22 protein-coding genes are annotated in these 23,796 nt (G+C 55.5%); 12 read left to right on the top strand and 10 right to left on the bottom strand.

Annotated features, from left to right (window positions below; translation table 11 throughout):
• Positions 1–8 precede the first annotated feature (8 nt).
• Positions 9–1,487, bottom strand: a complete 1,479-nt coding sequence (locus Enr10x_RS03555; RefSeq protein ID WP_145448154.1) for a glycosyltransferase family 39 protein — start codon at positions 1,485–1,487, stop codon at positions 9–11.
• 202 nt (positions 1,488–1,689) lie between these two features.
• On the opposite strand from Enr10x_RS03555, the gene lgt reads away from it, so the two are divergent.
• On the top strand, positions 1,690–2,556 hold the full coding sequence (gene lgt, locus Enr10x_RS03560; protein WP_197996382.1) for a prolipoprotein diacylglyceryl transferase: 867 nt from the start codon (positions 1,690–1,692) through the stop codon (positions 2,554–2,556).
• A gap of 308 nt (positions 2,557–2,864) precedes the next feature.
• Entirely contained in the window at positions 2,865–3,452 is a 588-nt protein-coding gene (locus Enr10x_RS03565; RefSeq protein WP_232093221.1) for an RNA polymerase sigma factor, read from the top strand.
• 80 nt (positions 3,453–3,532) lie between these two features.
• Here Enr10x_RS03565 and Enr10x_RS03570 read toward each other — a convergent pair whose 3' ends face one another.
• Positions 3,533–4,510: a YHYH protein gene (locus Enr10x_RS03570; protein WP_232093222.1), complete on the bottom strand. Its 978-nt coding sequence runs from the start codon at positions 4,508–4,510 to the stop codon at positions 3,533–3,535.
• Positions 4,511–4,836: 326 nt separating this feature from the next.
• On the opposite strand from Enr10x_RS03570, the gene Enr10x_RS03575 reads away from it, so the two are divergent.
• On the top strand, positions 4,837–7,461 hold the full coding sequence (locus tag Enr10x_RS03575; RefSeq protein ID WP_145448155.1) for a carboxylesterase family protein: 2,625 nt from the start codon (positions 4,837–4,839) through the stop codon (positions 7,459–7,461).
• Here the strand turns inward: Enr10x_RS03575 and Enr10x_RS03580 are convergent, their stop codons facing one another.
• From Enr10x_RS03580 to Enr10x_RS03605, 6 genes are all read right to left on the bottom strand, one after another.
• Positions 7,462–9,072: a hypothetical protein gene (locus Enr10x_RS03580; RefSeq protein WP_145104101.1), complete on the bottom strand. Its 1,611-nt coding sequence runs from the start codon at positions 9,070–9,072 to the stop codon at positions 7,462–7,464.
• 61 nt (positions 9,073–9,133) lie between these two features.
• Entirely contained in the window at positions 9,134–11,017 is a 1,884-nt protein-coding gene (locus Enr10x_RS03585; RefSeq protein ID WP_145448156.1) for a hypothetical protein, read from the bottom strand.
• Positions 11,010–11,354 carry an NADH-quinone oxidoreductase subunit K gene (locus Enr10x_RS03590; protein ID WP_145104105.1) on the bottom strand — a complete coding sequence of 115 codons (345 nt, stop codon included), beginning with the start codon at positions 11,352–11,354 and terminating at the stop codon, positions 11,010–11,012. The genes Enr10x_RS03585 and Enr10x_RS03590 overlap by 8 nt, the downstream gene beginning before the upstream one ends.
• Entirely contained in the window at positions 11,351–12,145 is a 795-nt protein-coding gene (locus Enr10x_RS03595; protein WP_145104107.1) for a hypothetical protein, read from the bottom strand. Before Enr10x_RS03595 ends, Enr10x_RS03590 begins: the two co-directional genes overlap by 4 nt.
• Positions 12,142–13,185 carry a hypothetical protein gene (locus Enr10x_RS03600; protein WP_145448157.1) on the bottom strand — a complete coding sequence of 348 codons (1,044 nt, stop codon included), beginning with the start codon at positions 13,183–13,185 and terminating at the stop codon, positions 12,142–12,144. The genes Enr10x_RS03595 and Enr10x_RS03600 overlap by 4 nt, the downstream gene beginning before the upstream one ends.
• Complete coding sequence (locus Enr10x_RS03605; RefSeq protein WP_145104111.1) at positions 13,185–13,622, bottom strand: hypothetical protein; 438 nt, start codon at positions 13,620–13,622, stop codon at positions 13,185–13,187. The genes Enr10x_RS03600 and Enr10x_RS03605 overlap by 1 nt, the downstream gene beginning before the upstream one ends.
• Before the next feature lie 235 nt (positions 13,623–13,857).
• Here Enr10x_RS03605 and Enr10x_RS03610 point away from each other — a divergent pair, with 235 nt between their 5' ends.
• From Enr10x_RS03610 to Enr10x_RS03635, 6 genes are all read left to right on the top strand, one after another.
• A complete protein-coding gene (locus Enr10x_RS03610; protein ID WP_197997469.1) occupies positions 13,858–14,238 on the top strand; it encodes a gamma-glutamylcyclotransferase family protein in 381 nt (126 codons plus the stop codon).
• Between the two features lie 82 nt (positions 14,239–14,320).
• Positions 14,321–14,800 carry a DUF1569 domain-containing protein gene (locus Enr10x_RS03615; RefSeq protein ID WP_145448158.1) on the top strand — a complete coding sequence of 160 codons (480 nt, stop codon included), beginning with the start codon at positions 14,321–14,323 and terminating at the stop codon, positions 14,798–14,800.
• A gap of 20 nt (positions 14,801–14,820) precedes the next feature.
• Positions 14,821–15,210, top strand: coding sequence for a hypothetical protein (locus Enr10x_RS03620; protein WP_145104117.1), 390 nt, complete (start codon positions 14,821–14,823; stop codon positions 15,208–15,210).
• A gap of 78 nt (positions 15,211–15,288) precedes the next feature.
• Entirely contained in the window at positions 15,289–16,959 is a 1,671-nt protein-coding gene (locus tag Enr10x_RS03625; RefSeq protein ID WP_145448159.1) for an FAD-dependent oxidoreductase, read from the top strand.
• A 305-nt stretch (positions 16,960–17,264) separates the two neighbouring features.
• The gene (locus Enr10x_RS03630; protein WP_145448160.1) at positions 17,265–18,077 is read left to right on the top strand and encodes a MerR family transcriptional regulator; all 813 of its coding nucleotides are present in this window, start codon (positions 17,265–17,267) and stop codon (positions 18,075–18,077) included.
• A gap of 209 nt (positions 18,078–18,286) precedes the next feature.
• Positions 18,287–19,675 carry a sodium/glutamate symporter gene (locus tag Enr10x_RS03635; RefSeq protein ID WP_145448161.1) on the top strand — a complete coding sequence of 463 codons (1,389 nt, stop codon included), beginning with the start codon at positions 18,287–18,289 and terminating at the stop codon, positions 19,673–19,675.
• Positions 19,676–19,872: 197 nt separating this feature from the next.
• Here the strand turns inward: Enr10x_RS03635 and Enr10x_RS03640 are convergent, their stop codons facing one another.
• Positions 19,873–20,889: a zinc-binding alcohol dehydrogenase family protein gene (locus Enr10x_RS03640; protein WP_145448162.1), complete on the bottom strand. Its 1,017-nt coding sequence runs from the start codon at positions 20,887–20,889 to the stop codon at positions 19,873–19,875.
• 224 nt (positions 20,890–21,113) lie between these two features.
• On the opposite strand from Enr10x_RS03640, the gene Enr10x_RS03645 reads away from it, so the two are divergent.
• Positions 21,114–21,509 (top strand): hypothetical protein, encoded by a 396-nt coding sequence (locus Enr10x_RS03645; protein WP_145448163.1) that lies wholly within the window; start codon positions 21,114–21,116, stop codon positions 21,507–21,509.
• A gap of 72 nt (positions 21,510–21,581) precedes the next feature.
• A complete protein-coding gene (locus Enr10x_RS03650) occupies positions 21,582–21,917 on the top strand; it encodes a hypothetical protein (RefSeq protein WP_145448164.1) in 336 nt (111 codons plus the stop codon).
• Positions 21,918–22,063: 146 nt separating this feature from the next.
• Here the strand turns inward: Enr10x_RS03650 and Enr10x_RS03655 are convergent, their stop codons facing one another.
• Entirely contained in the window at positions 22,064–22,843 is a 780-nt protein-coding gene (locus Enr10x_RS03655; protein ID WP_145448165.1) for an ATP-grasp domain-containing protein, read from the bottom strand.
• Between the two features lie 185 nt (positions 22,844–23,028).
• Between Enr10x_RS03655 and Enr10x_RS03660 the strand changes: the two genes are divergently transcribed.
• Positions 23,029–23,565, top strand: a complete 537-nt coding sequence (locus Enr10x_RS03660; RefSeq protein ID WP_197997470.1) for a DinB family protein — start codon at positions 23,029–23,031, stop codon at positions 23,563–23,565.
• Positions 23,566–23,796 lie beyond the last annotated feature (231 nt).

Raw genomic sequence — 23,796 nt, forward strand, 5'->3', positions numbered from 1 at the left:
ATCGATTCTCAGGTCGTGCGTCGTTGAACGAGCAACTGACCCACGCGCACGATCCCCAGGCTGACGAATCCGAGTGTCGGCAGCAGCAATGGCATCAGGAAGCGTTCTCCGGCGGCGATCGGCAGATACCAGGCGAACGCCAGCCAGAACAACAGCATCCAGATCAGGTACAATCGTCGCGCTGGTCCTGTTTCTGCCAGCAGTCCTGCCAGCAGAAAAGGAAACATCAGCAGTCCGAAGAACAAGCGCCCCTCATTAAAGGGCAGGGGGCCCAGGCCGCGCAGAAAAATAAAAATCTGCCACGCCAGTCCTTTTACTTCCCGCTTAACCATCTGCGTGATGGTATGCGTCTGCCAGTAGTGCCTGGCAGCACTGCCTATCGATCCCCGTTGCTCGATCAGGGCGTGCGGCTCCGTGAACTCATCTTCGAAGAGCAGATACGAATTGGCATTAAACGTCGGACTGCCATACACGCGCGCATTTCGCACCAGCAGGGGAGATGCGATCATGATAAAACTCCCGAACACCAGCGCCAGGCTGAGCAACGCCTGTTTCCAGGAGATCGTTCGGACTTCCGTTTCTGTTTGCGCAGACTCCGTTTTGAACCGGACCGGGATGCACCGCCGCCAGTCGATGGCATACGAGACGCGCCAGAGCAAAACTCCCAACAGCAGCACCAGTGCGGTACCCTTGGTCAGCCAGGCCAGTCCCAGCAGCAGCCCCGCACCGATCCAGAGGAAGCGCGACCGCGTTTCACTCGTCCGATCATCGGGGATGCGTAAGACAACCAGCCAGAGTCCCGCGACAAATAACAGCAGCAATCCTTCACAGACCACCTGTCCTGTCAGTCGGCACCAGGCCGCGTTGACCGCCAGCAGCAATCCGGTCAGTCCCCCCACGACATTGCCATACAACCGGGCAATTCCAAAGGAGAACAGCAGCAGGGCCGCCAGCCCGCACATCGCCGAGAAACGTTTTCCCGCTTCATAGTCGGGAAAGTACGAGAGGATCGCCACGTAGAGCGGGTGTTGATTGGCTTCGGTATACTCACCTGCAAAAAGCTGCTGGAGCAGACCCGCAGCGCCCCCAGCTTCCTGAACCGTGCGCGCCTGAGTGAGAAACGCTGCCTGGTCATTTCCCTCGGGCAAAGGTTGTTGAGGCAGCAGAGTGAGCATCGCCACGAAATAGACGATCAGCGAAAATGAGAGCAACAGGCTCCCCGACCAGTGATCCAGCGGTTTCCGTGACGCAGTAATCTGTTCCCTGAACCGCATCACGACGGGCAGTACCGATTTCCAGAAATGATCCGCTGCCAGACAACCCGCAATTCCCAGGACGCCCACGATCACACAACAGGCGGCTGCCAGCGAGGAGAGCGAAAAACGCTGAAAGAGCAGCGTGCCTTTGAGATGCACGATTTCCCACAGTCCCAGACCGGCGGCACAGGCGACCGCTCCTGAGATGATGCGTGGCAGTACCGTGTTCATTGTCAGATCAGCCTTTCGGCAGGGAAGGGCATAAAAACAGGTGATCAGTCTCAATCACCGCAGGAAACACCAATTCGGACTAGGCTTAACTCGCAGAATGGTCTATCTTTCGGTCTGAGCATCATAGCAAATTGAACGCGTTCTGAAATCACAGAATTGAATCGCAGATCCCCCATTCCGGAATTTGGGAGAATTGAGTCACGTGAATCCATTGATTGCCTATCTGCAGTGGGACATCAATCGTGTCCTGTTTGAAATCGGTCCGATTAAGATCCGTTACTACGGACTCTTTTTTACCGCCGGCTTCATCTGCGGCTACCTGCTGCTCCGCTGGATCTTTCGTACCGAAAAACGCAACGTAGATGATGTCGAATCGCTGCTGATCTACATGGTGCTGGGGACCATTATCGGAGCCCGGCTCGGGCATTGTCTGTTCTATCATCCGCTGGAATATCTCAGCGACCCGATTCGCTTTCTGCAGATCTGGCGCGGGGGACTGGCCAGTCACGGGGCTGCCGTCGGGATTACCCTCTCCGCCTGGCTGTATTCACGCAAACACCCGGATCAGCCGCTGCTCTGGCTGCTGGACCGGCTTTCGATTCCGGTCGCTCTGGCCGGCTTCTTCATCCGCATCGGGAACTTTTTTAACTCGGAAATTCTGGGCAGAACCACCGACGTGCCCTGGGCGGTCGTCTTTAAAGATGGCCTGTTACTCAGTAAAGAAGAACAACTGCTTCCACGCCACCCGGTGATGCTTTACGAATCCTTCTGCTATGGGTGTATCTTCCTGCTCCTGCTGCTGGTCTATCGCAAGTACAAAGCACAAACGCCCCGCGGTCTGTTGATCGGGCTCTTCTTCATCACGGTCTTCTCCGCCCGTTTTGTGCTGGAGTTCTTTAAGCTCCGCCAGGCTGCCTTCGCGGAAAATCTGCCCCTCAGTGTTGGTCAGATGCTGAGTATTCCACTCGTGATTGCGGGGGTCGCCCTGCTGCTTTACCGCCGACCAGCCCCTCCGCTGGAAGAAGAATTACCGTCAGAGACGCCTCAGGAACCCGCCCAAAAGGGGTAAAACCGCAGTGACGGACTACGCAGCCTGTTAGAAAAATGTATACAAAACGTCTTTAATTTAGCTTCTAAGACGTAAAATATGTGTTCTAATGTTTATTTTACAGGCTCGTATTGCCTTAAATTGTAGATCCTAGTAAAGTCCGCGTGCCAAAAGCTCAGATTTTACTACTGATGATCTGATCGAAGCCCTCATTTTGAATTCAGTTGTTTTTTTCCAACACGAATACGGGACTTCGGTGTATAATGAGTTGCAGGCTTAAACTCGCTTGCTGCCATTAAGGCAGTTTTCTAAATGAATTGGGGCGATTTGTGGCTCTCACGGATATTGATAAAAATTTGCTCAAACGCTGCATAGCGGAAGAGCCGGGTGCATGGAAAGACTTCGTAGACCGGTTCATTGGCCTGTTTACACATGTGATTCATCACACCGCTCATGCCCGCAGTATTCGTGTGACTGACAACGACATTGATGATCTGTTGTCAGAAGTCTTCCTCGTCTTACTGGCCAACGATTACCGTGTACTCCGCAATTTTCGTGGCCACAGCTCCCTCGCGACCTATCTGACCGTGATCTCGCGACGGGTAATTGTAAAAAAAATGGTCGAGCGCCGGATGGCTGAAGCTCTAGGGCATGTCGCCACGACTTCCCGGCTCGAACGTGTCTCCGATGAACCCTCCCGTCAGCAGCAGATGATTGATGATCAGGAGGAGATCCAGAACATGATCCGCCAGCTGCCTCCCGCGGACGCCCAGATTGTGGAGCAGTATCATCTGCAGGGAAAGTCCTACCAGCAGATTAGCAGTGATCTGGACATTCCGGAAAACTCGATCGGCCCCACGCTGTCACGCGCTCGCAGCCGCATGCGGGAAAATAAATCCCGGACACGCACGCTTTAATTGGCACGCACGCTTTAATTCATGAGTGAGTCTGCCTCCTTCTGATTTCAGTCTGCATCGCTCGTGCTTCCTGTCTCAGTTCAGTTGTTGAAACTGCGCCCCGATCCCTGGCTCTGTCCGAATCCCTGTCGTTGTCCAAACCCAGGCGGCGGACCACCGAAAGGGGGCGGACCGAATCCGCGTCGTCCGCGGCCTCCCGGTCCCGGACCGCGTTTCATAAAACTGGGATCCGGAGTCCCCCGCCACTGACGGGGGATATACGGAAAATCTTCGGTGATGTAATAGTGGTAAATCCCTTCCGGGTATTCGGGGGTCACGCCGAAACGACCGTTGCATTCATCCAGATCGCCCGCCTCCGCGACAAATTCGTAGTCAGCCACAAACGTCCCGTCATACTTTCCCCGGGGGCCGCTTGGGCGGTTCCCCTTTTTGATCTGATAGCTGGATTTCATTTTCCGGACTTTGCTCTCGGCGTCTTCAGCATCGCTGTATCCATACTGGGCATAAATCGGGAAGCCATCTGCAGCCACGCCGATCAGGGTGACTTCGCCCGCTTTGCCCTGTTTCTGAATCAGGCCGGTCGGCAGCCCATGATAGTGATAACTGCCGGTCGGCTGAACATGCGCGTTGCTCTGGTCCAGGCCCAGATTGATCTTGCCTGACTTCGCTTCATAGTTCCAGCCTGAACTGCGGTTCCGGTTCCAGAACTCGGCCGTCTCCGCATCGAACACGACCCCATTGGCGGCAACCCCAAACAGGGAATGGCCCACAGGTGTCGGGTTCCGGGACATCTTCGGTTCCATCGTCACACGGAACTCGTAATGCTGCGGGCGGATCGTGTTCGGGTTGTTCCGGTTCGGAAACTGGCCCGGCTGATGATCGGGAATGCCGTTGGAGTAGATGTAGCGGTATTTCCCTTTGACGACCACCTTCACCTGGTTTGTAGCACTGGAGTTGGAAGAACCGAAACCGGGCGGTCCGAACCCCGGAGGTGGATATCCAAACAGCGGAATGGCACTACTGAGAGTCACGAGGCAGCAAAGTGTAAGCAGTCGCATATTCAAGTGGTTACCTCATTTTTACCGGGCCCGATACGTCGCCAGAAAAATTCATGGATTCTTCTCACCTTGGTTCTGTAACGGGTAGTATAGCTGGGAATCCACTGTTCTTTCCCCTTTTTTGTCAAAAATATACCAGGTGTCGAGCGGCTGGAACTGCTGTCCCGCCGGTCCCGAACCCGCGTTCTGTTGACAGTCTGACCTGCGCACACAAAAATCGACGTAGTTGTCAGCAGTCGCCGTCAGAAACGATTGGCGCTGATTTTGCCTCAATCAAGGAATGAAACTTCCCAGTGATTCTCCGGAATCTGGAAACGGATTGACTAATGCAAACTCTCCGAACTCGCTTCCTGTTTGCGTTCCACACCGCTCTGATCGTCTGTTGCCTGGCTCTGCTGTCAACAGGCCCCGCGTTACAGGCTCAAACCAAATCGGCCGCGAAAGAGCCGGCCAGCACCGCTCCCGTCAAAACCGGTTTTGTAAATGCCGTCTTCAAAGACAAAGCGGGCGAACATCGCTACGTGGTCTTTGTACCGCACGATTACTCTCCGGCTAAGAAATATCCGGTCATCCTGTTTCTGCACGGTGCCGGGGAACGGGGCAATGACGGCCTCAAGCAGACCCAGGTCGGACTGGGCCCGATGATCAAACAGCAGGAAAAAACATTTCCGTTCATCGTCGTCTTTCCCCAGGCGGAGGACATGAAAGAACGGCTGCTCGAAGGCTGGCTCGCCGATTCTCCGGACGGCAAACGGGCACTGCAGATTCTCAATCAGGTGATGCAGAACTATTCAGTCAATTCCAATCGGCAGATCCTCACCGGCTGGTCGATGGGCGGCTATGGCGCCTGGAGCATGGCGGCTGCCTTCCCGAATCGCTGGTCTGCGGTCGCTCCCCTGTCTGGTGGAGGAAAAACGGCATGGGCGTCTGAACTCAAAGACGTCCCCATCTGGGCTTTTCATGGTGCCCAGGATCGTGTCGTGCTGCCTGAGGAATCAGAACAGATGATCGACGCCATTAAAAAAGCAGGCGGTCAGCCGCGGTTCACCCTCGTCCCCGATGTTGGCCACGATGTGTGGAAAGTCGCTTATACCAAACCTTTGTTCGACTGGATGCAGAATCCCACACTGCAGATTGACCCTTCGGCACCACTGCTGGTGAAGCCGGACCGCAAACTCCCGGCTGAAGTCGACAGTGAAACGCCGTTCGTACCCGCGCTGATCATTAACGATGCCGTCTCAGTCCGGCTGGGAAATCGCTTCCTGCAGTCACTTGCTGATGCCGTTCCCAGTATGGTTCCCCCGGATATGCTGGAAGGAAATATCGCCGATATCAACGACTGGACCACCGCCCAGGGCCGCGACTTCAGCGTGCAGTTCTCCGGAATCTCCTACAAAGGGGAACTGGCTCGCGCTGCGGTAGAAGCCTACGCTGCAGGGACGTTGAACATTCAGCTCGGCATCCAGAATGTCGATCTCTATATCAGCAACACCTACGTGACCGGCAATCGTCACGCTGCGGTCGCAGGACCGATCTCTGTGAGTATCGGTCATCAGCGACCGGTCTGGCTCAGTTTCGATGTGCAGCCCTATATTCAGGGGCAGTCGCTCAAACTGAAACTACTCCGCACGCGTTTCACAATTCCACAGAACAACTGGTATGTCTCCGGACCGGCGGGGGTCTCCACGCGTGGCATCGGTATGACCGCCGAAAAAGTTTCCAGCGGTCTGATCGACGGCATCTATGGCAGCAAGGGCCGCATCGAAGCCGAAGTCAAAGCGATCGTGCCCGGCCTGGTGGATGAACTCGAAAAGCAGCTCAACTTCAGCGAAGCCAGCCAGGTCGTCGATGCCGTCTGGCCGCTGCCCGTCTATCATCCCCGCATCAAACTCTGGCCGCGCGAAGTGGTCACGGATATACAGGGCGTCTCGCTGAATTTCGGTCTGACCGTCGCTTCTCTGGATGCAACAAAGCCATCTGCAGGCGTTAAACAGATTAACGCTTTCGGGACGTCGGTGAACAAGATTCCGAAAGTCACCGAACTGCAGGTTGGTGTCGCGCCTGGCATCCTCAAACCGCTGACAGAAATGCTGGTTGAAGATGATGTCGCGCGGATTCCTGTGCTGGATATTCCCGGTCATTCCTTCGACCCACTGGCCGATGCCAAAACACTGCAACAGGTCTTCCCCGATCTGAAACAGTACGGCGACGACATCAAAATCTGGTCGGAACTCGTACTCACACGACCGATTCAGGTGGAAGACAGTAACAAACCGAAGTCGGCCAGCGACGATCCCTTCCGCTTCGTCGTTCCCCGGGCCGCGATCTCCATGGCGATTAAAAAATCGGCCGCCGATAAAAACTGGACTCCCTACGCCGAGTTCTCGCTTTCTCTGAGCCAGGACGTCGATCCCGAAATCTTCGATCAGAGCTTTTCCAAACGGGCCATTCGCCTCGACTGGGAAGGGGATTCACGCATTGGTGGCCTCGCCCGTTTTGCCCCGGACTACAAACCGCAGGACAAGAACATCGACCAGGCAAAACTGCGTTTGCTGGTCCAGGCGGCCTGGGATGGCTGGACGAAACAGGGCCCCGCTTCGGTCGCCGAAATCCCCGATATCGAACTCGGCTTTGGCCGCTATCGGATCCAGCAGGTCAAGTGGGCAGCCCCACAACTGCTGGCCACCTTCTCCGTACCCGAGCTGAAGATTACCAACAACACGAAACAGGAGATCGAATACGAACTCAAAAGCCCGTACAGTGACTGGGGCGGCCCTTACAAACTGAAGCCCGGCGATTCGCATGTGTTCGATGCCGCGATGCCGCTCACCTACCGGCGGAAAATTGACGGGCAAATGCATGTCTTCACGCTGGCCTCCGGTTCGCACTTTGAATTCCTGCCTGAAAAGGATCACCCGGAAGGCGTCCTGTATGAAGCTTCCGATAACTGATCATTCTTCCGAGGCCGCCTCTGCGACCGGGGCAGCCTGGAAACTGATCAGCGGGAACAGCGTCCGCTCCAGCAGGTAAGCGGGCGTGATCCCCAGGCTGACAATCAGCAACACCGCCGGCCCTACCGCCAGCCAGACCAGCGCCCGTTTTTCAGCGGGCGCTGTTTTTGTGTCTGTGATTGCTGCTGTGGAATCCGACGACCTCAGCAGTTGCCAGCCGCCGCGGATCAAAGCCAGATTGAACAGCAGCGTACCCAATAGATAGCCCAGTGCCAGCAGCAGATGCTGGTCGGTCAGACTCCACAGGAACGCAAAGAACGCGGTGAAACCACCCAGCCCGGGGGCGCCGATCAGTGTGAGCAGCGACAGCCAGCCGAGCCACCGCAACACGCGGTCTGCTTTGTACTCACTTTCGGGAGTAAGAAACGGGATGACCAGCAACAGCGTTCCCGCCGCCAGTCCTTGGATGACATTCAGCAGGGCAAAATAAGAGACGACCTCTTCAGCCGCTGACAGAATGGTGAATGTCAACGCCGCCTGTCCCACCAGGAACCAGACGACGACCTGCAGCAGATCCCGACGGACACAGACCAGCAGTGCCGAAATCAGAAACCCGATCATCCCCCAGAACGCCAGCAGGGAATAGAGACTCCCGCTGACACTCTGCTGTAAGGGAACCAGGCAACGCAGCATGCCATAGAGACTCATTTTGGAAATCACAGTCAGCAGGATCAGGGACCAGCCTGTCATTACCGAAGGTGAGACGGTTCGCTCTTTCTGCAGTGACAGCCACTGTGACATCCCATAGTAGGCGGGGAACAGAAACCCTTTGATCGCAAAACCAGCCAGCAGGGTCAACAGGATCCAGGGCGCGCTGGTACTCCAGTATGCCTCCGCCAGCGGGTAGAGTGAGACATCACTCATGCTTTCCCGAAATAACGCATCAAACTGAAATGTGAGTGGCTGCGGTGCTTCGAGCAGCACACCCTGCATCCAGGAAAATGACGTTGCCGCCAGCACCAGCCCTGTCAGAATCAACGTGTCACCCAGAAACTGCAGATACATTGTGCTCTCAAAAACCGACTTCGCTCGCGATCCGTTCCAGATTCGCAGCAGGCAGAGCGTGCAGACCGTCGTCAGAAACAGGAACGTGACAAAACTGATTACATCATGTGAGATCAACAGCCCTGCCAGCATCGCCTGCAGAATCAGGAGCAGAAAATAATGCAGCCAGGAGACCTTCGTCAGTCGATCAGAAAAGTAAACCAGCATCGGCCAGAGGCAGGTGATCAGCAACAGAAACCAGGCTGAAAGCGCATCCAGGCCCCACTGGAAATTACGGGGGGTCGCCGCATCGGGACCTGCGGTGCTCAGCACTGGCAGTTTGAGCGTGATGGAAATGATGCGGGTTGGTCCGGTTCCCTGAATTTCGGGGGCAAACAGTACCAGCGTCAGAATCAGGCAGGAGACCAGCGTATTCGAAAACGTGGTCCAGCGATTGAATTCCAGGCCCAGTTTCGCGCTTCCCAGGCCAAAGCAGGCCCCAGCCACCGGCATCACCACCAGCAGCACAGGCGAAAAAGCAATCAGAGAATTCAAAAACGAGTCCATCAATGGTTCTCAACACGAAATCAATCAGTCATCAGACAAAAACAGCAGCTGAAGAACGTCACTAAATCTGTAACACCATCAGCACGAAAATCAGAACCGACAGCGTCATCACGAGAATCAATGCCGGAAACGCTGCCTGACCGTTCTCCATGTGCAGCAGCAGCGTCCCCCAGTACTCCGGAATCTTTTCCAGGGAAAATCGACTCAGTCGAGAGACCACCCATTCCTCGATCAGTGATACCAGACGTGCAAGCAACTGCAGCGGCTGAATCACTACCCGGTTCAGCAGGGTCAGTATATAAAAATGGGACCGGCCCAGCTGGAGCAGGGCCGGCGGTTCTGTTGCCGTCGTTGTGGAACTGTGGCGACCGGCGGTCATCCAGGTCAGAATCACCGCCACCAGCAGCGCTAAGCCGAACAGACTGCACAGCAGCCAGTCGCGCTCGAACAACGGGGGGAGCGTTTCCAGCAGGGGGCCCGGCCAGATCGTCGGCACAAAGGGGAGGGGGATCAATAACAGGATACCCACAGCACTGACTCCCAGTGTCACACCCCAGAGTGCGAACAGCGGAAACCGGGAGTCGGCGTTCGTCATTGACTTTTGCGCTGTGAGTGAAAGAGTAAACCGCACGAGCCCCGCAACGTAAGCCGCGGCGACCAGTACCACCAGCCAGACAAACAGCTCGGTTCGTATCCCCTCAGCCGAGGCATGCGCCGCGATCAGTGCAGGCAGCAGGCCCGTCAGTCCACAGACCGCCAGCAGGATCAGAATCATCGAGCAGAGCCTGGCAGAGCCAATCGTTTCTGTGGGGATACCACTGTTCTGCTGCCAGCAAGCCAGCGAAATCAACACTGCCAGGACCAGCAGCTCCAGCGCGACCAGCGCCAGGATTCCTGAAGTGATCCCCGCCTGGCCCATGCCGAGTGCCGCGACAACCAGACTCGCGAGCGTCGCGGCCAGCCAGCTCAAACTGCGGTCCGGGTGTGTTTTTCGCTGCAGACTCAAAGCGGAAAACGCCGTGAGCAGAGCCGAGAGTGCTCCCAGCTGCAGCAGCAGAATCTGTGTCGCAGGGACCGCCAGTATCAAGGGCGCACAGCGGAGTAACAGGAACAGTCCCGCCAGAATCGACAGCAGATTGATGCCGGCCAGAGAACGCGGTGCCCAGGCATCCTCCCGGCTTATCAGCAGCGACGAAGCGGGAAACATTCCCAGGCGAGGCAGAGCCGCAAAAAACAGCAGCACGCTGATCCCGGGCAGGGCGGTCCTGTTTTCTGCAGCGACCTGGGACAACGCTGCCGGCTGCAGCGCAGTCAGAAAATCCAGATTGGCGAAATTCGTCTGCATCAGAAACAGTCCCAGCAACAATGTGCCATCCCCGAACGCATTCCAGCCCCACCAGTGTCGGCGCGGCGATTCAGCGGTGTCTGGGGAATGAAAATTCACTTCATGCAGCAGGTTCAAACTCATGGACAACAGGCACCAGCAGAAAAACAACTGGAGAAAATTCGTCGCCAGCACGATGCCCGTTGTAGAGCAGAAACCAATCAGCAACAGCAGTACCGCATACCGCGGCCCGGTTGGACCTGCCCCCGCATTCGAGTCGGGCGGACTCAACAACAGATAGCAGAGCATCCCTAAAGAGAGCAGCGCATAAAACGTCAGGCTCAACGGATCGAAGAGCACGCCGATCTCCAGCGGGAGCGACGGTTGGCCGGGGAGCGTCAGCCAGCGAATCAGGGTCTGCGAGTAAGACTGTTCCCGGAGCAGGGGACTGAAATAGATGACCGCAGTCAGCGCGACAAGCGTGGAGACAGAGACTCCCAGCAGGGCGGGCCAGCGCGGATTCCCTTTCAGAATCCGACTGGCCACGAGAGCCGACATCAGTACCGTCACGAACGGGGCGATCAGGCTCAGTTGCAGTAACACCGTGATTGTTTTATCCACCCGTCTGTGCCCCCTTTTCGTCAGGGGAGATCGACTCTGGTGCGGTGTCTTCCGCTGTTCCCTGTGATGGTTTCAGCACACTCAGCGCGGCCAGCGTGACAGCCGGAATCATCACGAAGAGCAGGAGCAGGAGAAAGTAAACACTCTGAGCGCGGGAATCCTGATAATGGCCGAACGCGGCCAGCAACAAACCTGCTCCCTGCAGCCAGATCAACAGGGAAAACACGGTGGCCAGCCGGTTCCGCTGCAGCAGCATTCCCAGAAAACCAACGGCGATCAGGATGATTCCGACCATCAGATTCTGATGTAACACGGCGGTGGCCTGCGAGAGAATCATTCGTCCCCTCCCGGTTCATCCGTCTGAGACAGGCGGGACGCTTGCAGCGAAAAGACGAGCCAGGACAGGCCCACGAAGACAATCGCCACAAAACAGAGCAGGAGCAGCAGGAGTGGCCAGTGCGAGGCAAACAGCCGGGGCAACAGTTCCGGCAGCGAGAGCCCGGTAGAAATCGATTTCGGTACCGGCGCCGGTTTCATCCCCGGCCCCCAGTCACGCTGCACCACCCACAGGCAGACACAGAGCAGAAAGCCACAGGCCAGGCAGGAGAGTAATGGCTCACGGAAGGGACCTTCTTCATCCGGGGAGTCGCTCGGTTCGCCTTTGCAGCAACCACTCTGACAGAGCAGCAGCACCAGCCCTCCGGTTGTCACCCAGCTGAGAATCATCAAAGGTGGCATGTTCGCCTGCAGAAACAGCAGGCTGCTCGTGAGCAGTGAAACCGTGGCTGCCCCCAGTGACCATTTCTGATCGGAAACGAGCACCGCAGATGCCCCGCTGACAATCACCAGTGTGCCGACAGGAATCGGGCTGTACAGCATAAACACAGAGCGCAGCGCACCATCCGTCTCCACAGAAAACGGGGCGCTAAACCAGTACAGCAGGATCAGCAGCGCACCCATCGAGAGCAGGGGCCAGCCCCAGTGGTAACCGGTTTCGCGTCGCTGATGCGTGGCTACATTCAGGTAACCATAAATACCGGTCAGCATCAGCAGGATCAGTACTGCCAGCGTTAAAAACAGCAGGTTATCCGCAGTGCCCGGCAGATAAAATAAAAGCTCGTCGATCATGACTGCATCTCCCCCGCAGATTTGTACTCCGGAGCCTGATGCTCCAGGGAGGCACGGACAGGAAACCGGGGCACGATAAATCCCCACCAGATCGCCAGCAGACTGAAATTGAGGAGCATGTGCATGTAATGGTCCGACATCCCCAGCACGTGGAATGCCAGGAAAGACGCGGATACCGCAATCAGTGACAACCAGAGCACCTGTTTCCAGAGTGCTTCCGGATCAAAGCCCCCCTTTCGTTTCAGGAAACGGATCATGCGGGAATGCACTCCCAGCAGGATCGGAGGTAAGACCGGTAACAGGATAAATCTCACGATGGACTGTGAGGTGCTAATTTTTTCTTGCGGTGCAAAACAGGTCAGACTCGCCATGATGAGCACCATGATAAACACACTGTTGAAAGTGTGGAATTCGCGAATCCAGTGCTGTACCGGTCTGACAGACCAGGGTTCCCGGGCATTAACGAGGATGGCAGGCCCGGTCAATGCCATGAGCAGTGCCAGGGTTCCCGCAGGTTGCAAGAGCAGCAGCCAGGTCGTAGACGTCGCACCGCGGGCCGCCTGCTCTGAATGGACGGGCAGATAGGCGCCCACCGCAGCGAACGCCAGCAATAGCGGGAGCCAGAAATAACCGTTGAGCAGCAGACTGGTCAGCGGTTGTGAACATCGTTCGGTCAGTGACAGGCTGATGTGTCCCGCTGCCTGTAACAGCACGAACAGTCCCAGGTACATCAGCGGTGCGTACCGGCAGGTGATCAGAGCCGCCGCTTCTGTAGTTTTTTCCTGAACCGTCAACATGTTGCTGATATACCATGGCAGAAAGGCGATCGAGAGCAGGCCACATGTTAAGGAAAACAGCAGCAGGAACCGCTGGCTGCGATCGGCTATCTCTGCCTGCGACCGGGCGATCCGTCGTAGCGAGTGCAGCAGTCGTGTTTTGACAGGATCACTGACAGGCGACCAGGCGGCTTCAGCCCGCAACACCGAGCCGAACAGCACTAACGAGGCAAAGACGAGGAATACCGGAATCATCCAGAGCATCAGGTCTCCTCCGTTGGATTCTGATCGGTCGTGGAGGACAATTCCTGTTCCTGATAAATCGTCAGCTCAGGAGGGGAGGAAACGGATGAGACTGCTGGCTGTTTCGAAGAAGCGAGCATGCCCGACCAGAGGGCCATCGCCCAGATCAGGATCAGGGCTGTTCCCAGAGTCCAGGTGATCGGGTTCCGGATTGACATCGTCTGAACACTGATACCCAGCACCAGCAGCAGGGTGCAGACCGAAATCAGCACGGTAGTAAAATTCCAGTAGAGCGCGTGCTGCGGTTCTGATTCGTCAGTGACCGGATGAATGTCCTGCATTGTTTCTTCGCTGACGGATTCTGACTCGTCGCGAAACCATTTCTGGATGGCCCACCAGACAGCCAGCGCCGTCAGTGAAGCGGTCAGCAGCAAAATCAGAAAGGTGAACCAATCCATGGTGGACTTTCAGCGAAATGTCTGGGAAGACTCCCCGGGCTCAGGAGACCGAACTTTTGATAAGTACAAATTTTAAGAGAAATCAGGGACGAAGCGAAGTGCCCCGCCTTCTGCAAATCTTCCAATTCGGGAAATGAAAGTATACTACACCTTTACAGCCGCCGACGCCCGGCCAACAATGCACGTGTTCTTTCGTCCTGAGCTGTTGCTTTCTGCTTGTTTGAAGACCATTGCCATGCCTGCTGACTCGCATACTCTGATTTTTGTCTATGGCACTCTGAAACGGGGGTTTTGTCGTGCTTCGTTTCTGGCAGACCAGCAGTTTCTGAATGACGCGCTCACCGTCCCCCATTATGCGCTCTTTGATTGTGGCGATTATCCCGCCCTGGTCAAGGATCATATCGAGGGTTCTCGGATCCATGGTGAACTCTGGCGCGTCGATCCGCAGGGGCTGGCGCTCCTCGATCAGGTGGAAGGGGTCTCGGAGCAACTCTATGCCCGCGAGTCTATTGAGCTGGAGTCGCCTGTCGTCTCAGCCACCGTACAGGCTTACTTTTATCTGCGAGACGTTTCCCGTCTGCCGCGCCTGGGAGATCGCTGGACCAGGCAGACTTGAAAATCCGGGATCGCACTTGTGATTTCCAGCTTCGCTTCCCACAATAACGCTGCTCGACTAACCCCGTTTTGGAGAATCAGTCATGTCTGCGCAGACCGCCAAACGCAGAACTATTTCCTACGCGACCCTGCAGGAGATCGCAGACGACGCCGTCCGCCTGCACGCCGCCGGCGCTCCCACGACCGGCAACTGGTCCCTGGGGCAGATCTACGAGCATCTGGCCCGCCTGATGGATGGCTCGCTGGACGGTTTCGATTTTACCGCTGCCTGGCCGCTGAGGAAGATCGCGAAATTTGTGATCAAACCACGGATATTCAAGAAGGGAATGCCCGCCGGTTTTCAGTTAAAAGGGGATGCCGGCAAAGCGCTGCTCCCCGACCCCGTTGCAGACCAGGCAGGCTTGGACCATCTTCTTCATGCCATCCAGCGACTGCAGAATGAACCGCAGCGGCACCCGAGCCCTATACAGGAAGAGCTGACCCGCGAGGAATGGGATCTGCTGCATCGTCGACATGCAGAGCTGCACATGAGTTTTATCGCAGAACCCGAAAACTTGATCTGACTAGGAACACGAGGTCCGCCGTGGAAGAGGAACCGATTTCGGCACAACCGGAAACCCGGCGTCCGTCGACAGTAGACGAACGCATCCGCAAATGGAGCCTGCTCAAGCGGCTGCTGCTCTCGCTGTGTCTGCTGGCAGCTTCCTATATCACCGCAATCGGGACTGGCTTGATGATTCTGCTCATGCTGGCCTTTTCGACCGACGGCTGTCAGCATATTCCCGATTATCTCGGCCTTCTGGTCTTTCAACTTCCCATCTATGTCCTGGGGATCTGTGCCGCCCTGCCGGCGCTGTTACTGGCTTGCGCACGCTCTGTTTACTGGGTCGTTGGTTCCATCTTTCTCTGTGTCGGCATTAGCTCGGTCTGGCTGATTGGGGGCATCATCGCAATCATGAGCGCCTGTCAGTAGTGGGAACGGCCATCGCCGTCTATAATGCCGCTGCAATGATTATACTTTCTGATCAGTGAAAGACACGAAAGGGATGACATGTCAGAGTCACAGGGAGCCAGAATCATCGTCGTTGGTGGCGTCGCAGGAGGCGCCAGTGCCGCCGCGCGAGCCCGCCGCTGTAATGAACGGGCGGAAATTATTCTATTTGAGAAAGACGAATACGTCTCCTTCGCCAACTGTGGCCTGCCCTATTTCATCGGCGATGAGATCATCGAACGCAACAAACTGCTCGTCGCGACGCCCGAGCTGTTCAAAAAACGTTTCAACATCGACGTCCGCACGCGTCACCTGGTACAGTCGATTAACGTCGATAACAAAACCGTCTCTGTTCTCAATCGGGAATCCGGTGAGGAGACCGAAGAAATCTGGGATCGGCTGATCCTCTCCACCGGGGCGGCTCCCATCACTCCCCCGATCCCCGGGATCGACGCCGGGAATGTTTTTACACTGCGGAATCTGAATGACGCGGATGCCATCAAGGCTTTTATCACTGAGCACAACTGTAAGAAAGCCGTCGTCGTAGGCGCCGGCTTCATCGGACTGGAAATGGTCGAACAGCTTCACCACCTGAAGCTGGAATCGGAACTGGTTGAACTGCAGCCGCAGGTACTGCCTCCGCTCGATCCGGAACTGGCACGCCTCGTCCAGAATGAACTGACCGATCATGACATCAAGGTCCATCTGGGAACAGCGCTTGAAAAGATCCAGGTGGAAAATGGCAATGCCACTGGCGTGGAACTGGGCAATGGCACACAGATCGACACGGATGTGGTGATCCTGGGCATCGGCGTTTCACCCGCGATTGAACTGGCCAAAGCCGCGGGGATCGAGATCGGTGTCTGTGGTGGGATCGCCGTCAATGAGTTCATGCAGACCTCGCACCCGGAAGTGTACGCCGTCGGCGACGCCATCGATTATCAGCATGGCGTGCTGGAAGCACCGCAGCGGATCCCCCTCGCCGGTCCTGCCAATCGCGCCGGACGCATCGCGGGTCAACACGCCGCCAGCGATACCGCCGACCCCATGATTTCCCCCATGGGCACTGCCATCGTCCGCGTCTTCGGTCTGACCGCCGCGATCACCGGCCTCAGCAAAAAATCGGCGGAACGCAACCAGCGCCAGAATCGTTCGATCATTGTCGTTGGCAAACATCACGCCGGCTACTTTCCCGGCGCACAGCAGTTGTTCCTCAAGCTGACTTACGATCCCGAGACCGGTCGCATTCTCGGCGCCCAGTCAGTCGGCCGCGAAGGCGTCGATAAACGCATCGACGTCATCGCCACTGCCCTGAAATTCAAAGGCACGGTCCGCGACCTCACGGGCGTCGATCTCTGTTACGCACCCCCGTTCGGTTCTGCCAAGGACCCGATTCACATGGCGGCCTTTGTCGCCTGTAATGATCTGGACGAACTGACTCGCATCAAAGAAGTCGATGCCGACCTCTCCGGATTCCAGATTGTTGACGTCCGCTCCCAGCAGGAAGTCGACACGTTCCGCTTCCCCGACATTACGCACATTCCCGTCGACGAACTCCGGGGCCGCCTGCACGAAGTCGACGCTTCCCGGCCCATTATCACTGTCTGTCATACCGGCATGCGGGCCTACGTCGCCGCCCGCATCCTGCAGCAGTCCGGCTTCGAAAACGTCCACAACCTCACCGGCGGCATGCTCATGCAACGCTATGCCCGACCGGAGTTGTTTGAATAATCAAGCTCACTCGGCTTGAAAGTGGTTTCCGTGTGGCACAGTCGGCTTGCCCGCCTGGTAGGAGACGTTTTTATATCCGCTCCGGATGGGATCGGCTGCAGTACCTCTATCGTCAGCAGGCAAAACAGGGAGAGAGACCCTGGTTATAGTTCGTGTTGAGAATCCGGTACTTAATCTGGAAACAGCACAAACATTTTATTTTACGGGACATTTATTTCTGATGTTGCTTATTGACTCTCCCCTGACTGGAGGTCTTATAGTGTCTTGAGTCTTGTTTGCTGCCCGAAAATTTCAGAAGGAAGGCGATGTTGTTTAGTATCGGAGAGTTTTCAAAAATTACGGGATTGAGTATCAAAACACTGCGTTTTTACCATGAGCAGGCCGTTCTGATACCATCGCATATAGATGAGAAGACTGGCTATCGTTACTACGCAGAGAGCAAAATTGAGAGAGCTCATATCATCACGTCACTTCGTCGACTCAACTTTACCCTGTCAGACATTTCAGACATTTTGAGTAACTTTGATGATGAGGCGGATCTTCTCGACTATCTGGAGCAACAGAAACAACGGATATCGGAAAAACTGAAAGAATACCGTGTCATCAGCGATTCACTCAATCAAATCATTTTGAGAGAAAAGGAAGCGAGGAAGGTGATGAAGCAGGCAACATTTGAAGTGGAAGAAAAAACGGTCGATTCGGTTCTCATTGCGGGAATACGGATGCAGGGCAAATATAGCGATTGTGGCAAGGGATTTGGGCAGCTCGGCAGGCAATTGGGAAGTCACATCTGTGGTAAACCTTTCTTGCTGCACTACGATACCGAATACAAGGAACTGGACGCAGATTTTGAGGCATGTATGCCCATTCGCAAAGAAATCAGCGAAGAGGGCATCTCCGTCAGGGAATTGGAAGGCGGTCGGTGCGTAGCTCTGATTCACAAAGGCCCGTATGAGGAATTAGGGCGGTCGTATGCCAGGATTCTCAGTTACATCAAACAGAAGGGGCTGGAAATCAAAATGCCGACTCGTGAAGTTTACATCAAGGGCCCGGGAATGATCTTTAAGGGAAACCCCAGGAACTACCTGACGGAAATTCAAATGCTCATCAGGGAATAGCTGGGAAGCAACTGACCCGAATACAATTCGGGTGGAGCGCAGTGACCAGGAAGTTCCAGGAAGACCGTGCTTTGAAGGTGAATCCGTTCTTCTCCGGATTTCAGATCCCAAACTGGCGAACGACGACCTCTCCTGATACTCTGTGAATCAAGTCGACAGGCAATGCTGAATCCAAACCATCACACAGTAACAGAAATAATCCTCCCACGATGTTCGCCGACTTCGCCATCATCTCGATCCTGCTGGTCATCGCGCATCTCTTACGTTCCCGGATCAGGCTGCTACAACACCTGCTGATCCCCGCACCGATCCTGGCCGGCTTCCTCGGACTGATTGGCGGTCCGCAACTGCTGGACTGGCTCCCTTTCAGCCTGACCGCGGACGGCAAAACCTCCATCGCAGGATATCCGTCCGAACTGATCGCCATTCTGTTCGCAACCCTGTTCCTCGGACATCAGCCTCACCGTCCCACGCTGCGAACCATGCTTCGCGACGTCGGCGATACCTGGTTCTATAACTTCGCGGCCTACATCGGTCAGTTCGGCGTCGCCCTCCTGTTCGGTCTGTATGTCCTCCCCCTGCTGTTTCCCGATCTCAATCCCGGCTTTGCCCTGATGATGCCCGCCGGTTTTGCAGGGGGACATGGCACCGCAACCGCCGTCAGCGAATCACTGCAGGCGGGCGGCTTTGACGATGCGCTCAGCCTGGGCTTCACCTTCGCCACCATCGGTCTGCTCACCGGCATTTTCGGCGGACTGACTTTGATTAACATCGCCACCCGCCGTGGCTGGACACACCTGGTCTCTTCCGCTCAGGAACTGCCCGAGAGCACCCGCTCTGGTTTTCTCGCTCCCGAAGAACAGACCTCAATGGGCACCAGCACCGTCAGTGCCATGTCTCTCGATCCACTCACCTGGCACTTCGCCATCGTGATGGCCGCGTTCGGCGGTGCACATGGTATCGACTACCTGTTTCGTCACGTACTCGAATCCAAAGTCATTCTCCCCCTGTTCGCAGTCGCCCTGCTGGTCAGTGCCGTATTGCAGCTGGTTCTCGAACTCTGTCACCTCGGCAAATATGTCGATCGCCAGGTCATGGCCCGCATCGGTTCTTCGGTCTCTGATTACCTGATTGCTTTCGCGGTCGCCTCGATCAAAATCAGCGTCGTCGTCGAATACATGGGACCGCTGATTATCATGTCGCTGCTCGGTTTCCTCTATGCGGTGGTCATGCTCTGGTTCCTGGGCCGTCACCTGTTTCACAATTTCTGGTTCGAACGCAGCATCTTCGCCTACGGCTGGATGACCGGCGTCGTGGGCATCGGCGTGCTGTTGCTTCGCATCGTCGACCCGCAACTGAAATCCAAAACCCTGCAGGATTACGGCCTCGCCTTTGTCGGCATCTCGCCACTGGAAATTCTGCTGATCGTCGTTGTTCCCCCGCTCGTCGCCCGGCAGATCATTCTCGCTCCCGCAATCACCATCGTCGTGATCGCAACCGCCTGTTTCATTCTCTCTGCTTACCTTATTGGCTGGTGCCGCACACCTCCCAGCCAGCTCCGTCCCGGCGAACAGGAAATCATCGACGACCTGAAGTAGGGGAGGCCCCATGTGTCCTCCCGCCTGGCAAGATTCGATTCTGTCTTAATTGTTGAATGGGACCAGCTGAGCCCGTCAAACAAAAATAAGTTACCCGACACAGTCGAATTCACGAGTCTCCAAATACCTCAATTCTTTTCGTGTCTTTAGTGCCTTTCGTGGTAGAAAAAAATTTAGTGGTAGCAAACGTTCGCGGTTCACTCCCACCCAGTCAACACGATCTTCCCAATCGTATGCCCTGCTTCCAGTGTTTTATGAGCCCACCGCAGATTTTCCGCATTGATCGGCGAGCGGACCTCATTCGCCGTACATTTCAGTTTCCCCGCATCCAGCCACACTGACACCCGGTTCAACAGGTGATGCTGCTCGATCATGTCCGGCGTGTTGAACATCGAACGCGTATACATGAACTCCCAGATCACTCCCGCCGACTTGCGTTTCAGCAGCGACTGATCCATGGGCTGTTTATTATCCACCAGCAGCACAATCTTGCCCTGCGGACGCAACAGATCGACGGCCTGTTCCCAGTGCTGATCCGTATTGTTGAACAGCGCGATATGCTCAATCTGCGTCAAGCCCAGCGTCTCCACCTGCGGACGCAGCGGCTCGAAGTGATTGATCACATGATCGGCTCCCAACTGCCTGACCCAGTCAATCGATTCTGCTCGCGAAGCTGTGGTAATGACTGTCAGTCCCGCCAGCTTTGCCAGCTGAATCCCAATCGAACCGACGCCCCCGGCACCGCCGGTAATCAATAACGTCTCGCCTGCATTTCCGCCCTCCACATCAATTCCCAACCGATCGAAGAACGATTCATACGCGGTAATCGCCGTCAGCGGAATGGCCGCCGCCTGAGAGAAATCCAGCGTCTTCGGCTTCGTACCCACAATCCGCTCATCAATCAACTGGTACTCGGCGTTACATCCGGGCCGCGTAATGTCGCCTGCATAAAACACCTCATCGCCCGGCTGAAACAGTTCAACATCCGGCCCCACTGCAGTGACAACTCCCGCCGCATCCCAGCCCAGCACTTTGGGAGATGGCTCTACCGTCTCTTTGGGAGCACGCACCTTGGTATCGACCGGATTAACGGCGATCGCTTTGACCGACACCAGCAGATCCCGCCGGCCCGGCTCCGGCTTGTCCAACTCGACATCCATCAGCGATTCCGGATCATCAATGGGCAGATAACGGGTCAGACCAACGGCTTTCATATTCCAGGCTCCTTTTGAGAGACAATTAATATCTGAGTGTTTCTCACCTCATGTTCTTAGGAATGCACGGGGAAATCAAGTTCCCTTTGTGAGGTTCCCCCTCTCCGAACTGGCCACATCTTTCCGTATGAAAAAACGCCGATCCCGGAAACGACTGCTCGCGATCTAAAGAAAACAGGTTACAATCAAAGCTGCAGGCAGCACGGTACAGGGGATACCGAAACATGAATTCCACAAGCAAAGAACAACGTGAACACAGTCGGCGGCTGATGAATCTCTCCAGCATTCCCTTTGTGTTGCTGATCGCCTACTGGGGCCTGACCTGGTACTGGGGCACGGCTCAGGTCCAGCAGGATTATGTGAAACTGAATAGTAAAGGGTTACCAGCCAGTGCCCGCATTTACACGGATCGTCGGCCCGCAGACCTGGACAGCAACTGGTGCCTGATCGGTTATCCCCACGCCCCATTCCCGGGCATCGTCAGTCTGGAAGTCGATATGGGAGGATCCTGTCTCTGGTGGCGCCCCGCCCGGCAATATTTCTTCTGGTGCCCTGGCTATCATACCAAAGTCCCCTTCTGGGCCAGAGAGGTCACAGGGACTTACGAGGACACCGACTAATAACACCGCACTCCTTTTTCGTCTCTTTAGTGCTTTTCGTGGTAATAAAAATCGCATTTAAAGGAATATCCCGTGGATCTCCCTTCGTTCAGCTTTGGATTTCTGACAGGCGTGTTAGTGGTGTTCGGGTTCTTGATCGTATTACGCATCCTGTTACCCTGGCGCCGCGCGTTCGGCTGTCGGGCCAGAGTCAGTCTGTTCAATATTCTGGGGATGCTGATGCGTGGGAACTCTCCCGATCTGTTGGTGGATGCCCTGATCTATTTAGTACAAGTGCAGGGCAGAGACGATATCAGCATTCAGCAGATTGAACGCTATTATATTACGAAAGGGGATTCCTCGATGAATGCTGCCGCGATCGCCGAACTGGCAGAACACGAAGCTGATAAAGAAACACAGACGGTATGAAAGTCGAGGCATTAAATCTTGCTCTCGGTTTGACGAAAACCTGGTACCGCATAAATCACTTTTCGTGTCTTTAGTGCCTTTCGTGGTAGTAAAATCTAACCTATACAACAACCGGAACCGATTCTCTCACGATAGTCGATTCCCGTTCAGAGATTGATCCCGATCCCGTTATCTTCCAGACCCATGATTTCCCGCCAGCGGGCTTCGATCATCGCCGTGTAAAGATACATGTCGGCTCCGTAGTTGCCCAGTGCATAACAGTCATTCACTTCCACCAGCAGCGTCTCGCCCGTTGAAGTGATTCCCCAGTCCATACTGCAGGCAACAGGGCAGTTTTCGAAAGCGTCCAGAGCCGCCTGCAGCCGCCTCCGATCGGGGAACGCCAGGGGGTCTCCCTGATAATGAGCCACAACTTTCACTGCACCGCGAAAGATATACGCCCGCCATTCCGAAACGAATTCCACGACTTCCTGCACCAGAACCTCGGTTTCACCGTCGACCGCTGCGGAAGGTATCAGGTCTTTGAACTCTTTAAAAACCGTCCCCGTAAATCGTTTGTGTTCCCACAACGGTTTCACATGCAGCGCGCGGGTTTCCTCTCCCTTCTCGAGTGGCTGGCGCACTTCCTCCAGTGTCGAAATCCAGAAGTCGCGACCGATCCACTCTTTCAGACAGTCCGGCAGATCCTGCAGGTCCGGTAACGGACGTTGAGCCCGTTTGATCGCTGAACGCACCGTCCCCACGCCGCCTGCGACGATGGTTTCATCGGGAAAAGACAACAGCCCCCGATCCAGGGCTCCGTCAAACAACGTCGGTGCATCAAACCGGGTAACCTCATAGCCCCGTTCCCAGAACGTATACGCTATCCGTTCCAGGTTCAGATAATTCGGATCCCCCTTCTGTCCCTGTTGCACATACGCCCGCATTGTTTTCTCCCGGAAACTGATGCTCTGCTGGAAATTATCTCTCTCTGAATCTGTAAGTCATTAAATAGAATTGAATGACACCCACAACTGGTCTCAGGTTCAAGACATTTATCTCGATCTGTTTCGTGTTTTTCGTGCCTTTCGTGGTAGAATCAAACAAACTTCCCCGTAACAGAGAAGCCTCTATGACCACCGAATTAAAAATCAACCCGCTCCCCGCCGCAACCCTCGAAATCGGCCGTTGGCTCTGGGCACTCGCCGAAGTCCGCCAGCGTACACTCCGCCTGGTCAGTGACATTGATCAAAGACTGCTCGACTGGCGCGGCTCCGACGGTGCTGAGAATTCCATCGGCTCCCTGCTGTACCACATCGCCCTGGTCGAAATGTCCTGGCTCTACCTCGATCTCCTGCAGCAGGAATTCCCGCCCGACGTCAATGATCTGTTCCCCTTTCCGATGGCGGACGAAGCTGGCAAAGTCAGTCACGTTCCCGGCGTCACTCTGCAAGAACATCTGCACCGGCTCAATACCACCCGCGAAATCGCTCTTTCTAAATTCCAGCAAATGGACCTCATTGAATGGCACCGGCTCAGACCTCCCGTCAACGACCAGCCCTACGAAACCACACCCGCATGGGCCGTCTTCCACCTCATCGAACACGAAGCCGGCCACGCCTTCCAGATCTCCTCCCTCAAAGCCCGCTGGCAGCGGCTGGAGTCATAATCTTTCTCTCCAATCCTGAGCGGCAAGGCGCTAGCCGCCGGTAATTTTTAACCGCGCTGAAGAGATCACCGCTACCTAGCGCCATTCCGCTCAGAAAAAACATCAGCACATTTAACATTCCGGAAATAGAGACGCTCACATCATCATGTTAAACAACAGAGAGGGAAATAAAATTTCGTGTCTTTAGTACTTTTCGTGGTAGTAAAATATTTTAAATGCTGCGGATGACGA

The sequence above is a fragment of the Gimesia panareensis genome (assembly GCF_007748155.1).
Taxonomy (GTDB): domain Bacteria; phylum Planctomycetota; class Planctomycetia; order Planctomycetales; family Planctomycetaceae; genus Gimesia; species Gimesia panareensis.